Below are 4323 nucleotides of genomic sequence, written 5' to 3'. Positions count from 1 at the left end.
TATTGGATGAGCCGGCGTGGAACTGGCCGGATTGAAAGCGAAAAGATCGCAGCCTGCGCAGCTCCTACAGGTTTCGCTTCGCGCGTGATAGGGCGACAGGCGCTGTCCATGTAGGAGCTGCCGCAGGCTGCGATCTTTTGCGCCTTAATTAATCAACCCTGCCACTTGCCACCCTCGACAATCACACTCTCAGGCCGGGTGTCATCGCTCAGCTCTTTGCGCACGTATTGGTCGTATAGCTTGAGCAGGTACTTCTCTTCACCCAGCTTCGCCAGTTCGCTGTTCACCCAGTCACGCAGCTCGACATTACCCTTCTTCACCGCCGGGGCAATCGGTGCTTCGGCGCCGAGTTTTTCCTCCAGCACACGGTAGCCCGGGTTCTGTTTGGCCCAGCTGAACAGCACCAGATTGTCCTGCGCGTAGGCATCGCCACGGCCATTGGCCAGGGCTTGCAACGACTCGGAGTTTTTCTCGAACTTCAGCAGTTTCCAGTCCGGGTGGTTCCTGGTCAGCCAGATATCGGCGGTAGTCCCGGTGGTGACGATGGTGGTGCGGCTGGCCAGGTCATCCAGTTTTTTCACCGCACTGCTTTGCGGCACCAATGCCTGCACCGCAACCTTGAGGTTCGGGTTGGTGAATTCCACCGCCTCCTTGCGCTCCGGAGTCACGGTCATGTTGGCGAGGATCAGGTCGACCTTGTCGCTCTGCAGGAACGGAATGCGGCTCGCCGGCTCCACAGCAACAAACTCGACTTTGTTCTCGTCACCGAGCAGATCCTTGGCGAAACGCCGGCCGATGTCGGTGTCGAAACCGACGTAGCGCCCGGCCTCATCGACGAAACCGAACGGTGGCTTGTCGGTGAACACGCCGACGATCAGTTTGTCGCGAGCCTTGATCTTGTCCAGGTAACCGGCTGGCGCGGTGCTTTCGCTGGCGACTTTCGGCTTGGCCGGTTCTTCGGTTTTGCTGCAACCGGCAAGCAAGGCAAGGCTGAGCAGGGGCAGTAAAAAAGCGGCAGTTTTCATAACAGTTCCAGTTCCTTTGTCGGATTCGTTTTTGGCAGTGTTGCAACGAAGGAGAACTTCTCCAGGAACTGCTGCGCGCGTGCGGTTTGCGGGTTCGTAAAGAAAATCTCGGGCGGGTTCTGTTCAAGGATGCGCCCGGCATCCATGAACACGATGCGGTCGGCCACCGCGCGGGCGAAGGCCATTTCGTGGGTGACAATCAGCAGGGTCATGCCCTCGCAGGCCAGGCCCTGAATCACTTGCAGCACTTCCTTGACCATCTCCGGATCAAGGGCGGCGGTGACTTCATCGAACAGCATGACCCGTGGGTTCATGCACAACGAACGGACGATGGCGATGCGTTGCTGCTGGCCGCCGGAGAGCTGGCGCGGGAAGGCATCGCGCTTGTCCGCCAGGCCCACGCGTTCGAGCAGCGCTTCGGCTTGCTGCTGCGCTTCACGGCGCTGAAGCTTTTGCACCTTGAGCGGGCCAAGCAATAAATTGTCGAGCACGCTCATGTGCGGAAACAGGTGATAACTCTGGAACACCATGCCGATCTGTTGGCGCACTTCGCGCCAGTCGGTGGCTTTGTCCAACAGTTCACGACCGACAAATTTCAGGCTGCCGCTGTGCGCTTCTTCCAGGCCGTTGAGGCAACGCAGCAACGTGCTTTTGCCACAACCGCTGGGGCCGAGAATGACGATCACTTCGCCGCTGCGCACGCGCAGGTCGATGCCCTTGAGCACCTGTTGCTCGCCGTAGAATTTGTTGAAACCCTGAAACTCGATCAATGCGCTCATGCTTGCGTCCAGCGCCGCTCCAGCACGCGCGAGGCGGCCGACAGCGGGTAGCAGATAAAAAAGAAAAACAGGAACAGCGCGCCGTAGATCAGCACCGATTCGTAAGTGCGCTCGATGATCTGCTGGCCGACCTTGATCACATCGACCACGCCAATCAGCACCGCCAGCGAACTGGTCTTGATGATCCGTGTGTAGACATTGATGGTCGGCGGCGTCATGCGTTTCAGCGCCTGCGGCAGCAACACGTAGCCGTACAGTTGCGCCGCATTCAGACCAATCGACATTCCCGCTTCACGCTGCCCGCGCGGCAATGAATGCAATGCACCGCGCGCCACTTCGCCGACCTCGCTGGCACCCCACAGCGACAGCACCAGCACCGCGCACCAGAAGCTCGGCAGGCTCAGGCCGAAGAAAATCGGCAGGCCGAAAAACAGCAGGTACAACCAGACCAGCACCGGGATCGCCCGGAACAGTTCCAGATAGACCCGCAGGATCGCGTTCAGCCACCTCACGTTGAGCGTGCGCAATACGCCGTAGAGCACACCGCCAACGGTGCTGATGGCGATGCTCAGGAACGAAATCGACAAGGTTTGCCCGGCGCCTTTTGCCACTTGTGGCAACGACACCCAGAGCAGTTCAAGACCCGAACTGGCCATGCTGGAGCCTCCTTTCCAGACGGCTGAGCAACAGCGACAGCGGCAAGAACAACAGCACGCAGATCAGCGTCAGCACGGCGAGCATTTCGTAGGTCTTGTAGTAGAGCGCGATGTAGCTCTTGGTGGTGTAGAGGATTTCCGGCACCGCCACCGCCGAGACCACGGTGGTTTCCTTGAGCAGGAAAATGAAATTGGCGAACAGCGACGGCAGGCTGAGAATCCCTGCCTGCGGCAGGATCACGTAGCGCAGCAACTGGCCGTGGGACAGGCCGATGGAGCGCCCCGATTCCAGTTGCGCCTGCGGCACCGCATCGATGCCGGCGCGCAATACCTCGGTGAGGTAGGCACCGCCAAGGAAAGTCATGGTAATGATCGCTGCGGTGAATCCGGAAACCTTGATCCCCAGCGCCGGCAAGGCGAAGTAGACGAAGAACAGTTGAATCAGCAGCGGCGTGTTGCGCGCCAACTCCACATACAGGCCGACGGCGCGTTGCAGGTAAGGCGTGCGGAACACCAGAATCGTCGCATTGAGCAGGGCCACCAGCAGCGACGTGCCGATGGCAATGAACCCGACTTGCAGCGTCACGCCCACGGCCTTGAGAAAGGCCGGCAGGGTACTGAGGATAAAGGCGTAGTCGAAAGTCATGAAGCATCCTGGACGTCGCTCGGTAAGCGACGGTCATGCAGTCCATGGACAGCGGGTAACTGTCCGGCAGGTGCTGACTTTATAGGTATAAAAACAAGAATTTAAATACCATTAAAGCATATTGATATCACCCAAAAAACTACCCTGTGGGTTTGCCGGGAAGGAATAAGAAGGCTATTTTCCCTTGCGCTGTAGGAAGGATCTTTTTTGCCTGAAAGCCCTCCAAGGACGAACAGCTTTTGGCCAGACTCCCCCGGCCAAACCATTACAAGGAAGACAACATGGACGTAAAAGTGCCGCAGCGACTGGATCCGCAGGACATCGTGAAATTGCTCGTGGCGTTGCGCCGGGCGTTGAAGGCTCAGGTGGCCTGAGTTACCACACATCAAGATCAAAAGATCGCAGCCTGCGGCAGCTCCTACAGGGATTCGGATTTATATCGATAATTGTTGTTGTATTTTCGATGCTCGGTTGGTTGTTAGCTTTTAATGCCGATATTTATCGGTTATAAAGTCGCCATTGATTCGCAACCCCCTCGACGGTTCCCAGGAGTCCTGATCCGATGACCACCTTGAAAAGTACCCCGCGTGACGATGGCTTCTACATGCCGGCCGAGTGGGCGCCGCAGACCCAGACCTGGATGATCTGGCCCGAGCGTCCGGACAACTGGCGCCTGGGTGGCAAGCCGGCGCAAGCCGCGCATGCGGCCGTGGCGAAAGCCATCGCGCGGTTCGAACCGGTGACGGTTGCGGTGTCGGCCGGTCAGTACGAGAACGCTCGTGCACGCCTCGATGTACCAAACATTCGGGTGGTCGAGATGTCCAGCGATGACGCCTGGGTGCGCGACAGCGGCCCGACTTTCGTCATCAACAACAGCGGCGAAGTGCGCGGTGTGAACTGGGATTTCAATGCCTGGGGCGGGTTTGAAGGCGGTCTGTATTCGCCGTGGAACCGTGATTCGCAGGTCGGTGGCAAGATCCTCGAAATCGAGCGCAGCCCGCGTTATCGCACCGAAGGTTTTGTGCTGGAAGGCGGTTCGATTCACGTCGACGGTGAAGGCACGCTGATCACCACCGAAGAGTGCCTGCTCAACCACAACCGCAATCCGCATCTGGGGCGCGAAGAGATCGAAGCGGTGCTGCGCGACAATCTGTCTGTGGATAAGATCATCTGGTTGCCGGATGGCCTGTTCAACGACGAAACCGACGGCCATGTGG

Annotated in this window: 5 protein-coding genes; 1 reads left to right on the top strand and 4 read right to left on the bottom strand. The window is 58.5% G+C overall.

Features of this window, described 5'->3' with window-relative positions; translation table 11 throughout:
- Positions 1–152: 152 nt before the first annotated feature.
- From HT737_RS17005 to HT737_RS16990, 4 genes are read right to left on the bottom strand one after another with little or no spacing between them, the layout of a single operon-like run.
- Entirely contained in the window at positions 153–1025 is an 873-nt protein-coding gene (locus HT737_RS17005) for a transporter substrate-binding domain-containing protein (protein ID WP_047290787.1), read from the bottom strand.
- Entirely contained in the window at positions 1022–1804 is a 783-nt protein-coding gene (locus HT737_RS17000) for an amino acid ABC transporter ATP-binding protein (RefSeq protein WP_182403373.1), read from the bottom strand. Before HT737_RS17000 ends, HT737_RS17005 begins: the two co-directional genes overlap by 4 nt.
- Entirely contained in the window at positions 1801–2460 is a 660-nt protein-coding gene (locus HT737_RS16995; RefSeq protein WP_182403372.1) for an amino acid ABC transporter permease, read from the bottom strand. Before HT737_RS16995 ends, HT737_RS17000 begins: the two co-directional genes overlap by 4 nt.
- Positions 2441–3106: an amino acid ABC transporter permease gene (locus HT737_RS16990; protein WP_041071136.1), complete on the bottom strand. Its 666-nt coding sequence runs from the start codon at positions 3104–3106 to the stop codon at positions 2441–2443. The genes HT737_RS16995 and HT737_RS16990 overlap by 20 nt, the downstream gene beginning before the upstream one ends.
- A gap of 562 nt (positions 3107–3668) precedes the next feature.
- Between HT737_RS16990 and HT737_RS16985 the strand changes: the two genes are divergently transcribed.
- The coding region (locus tag HT737_RS16985; RefSeq protein WP_182403370.1) for an agmatine deiminase family protein at positions 3669–4323 on the top strand (655 nt) is incomplete at its 3' end.

It is taken from the genome of Pseudomonas sp. MD195_PC81_125, assembly GCF_014060985.1.
GTDB lineage: Bacteria > Pseudomonadota > Gammaproteobacteria > Pseudomonadales > Pseudomonadaceae > Aquipseudomonas > Aquipseudomonas parakoreensis.
The sequence above is the reverse complement of the archived record's forward strand: the minus strand, read 5'-3'. Positions and strand labels throughout refer to the sequence as shown.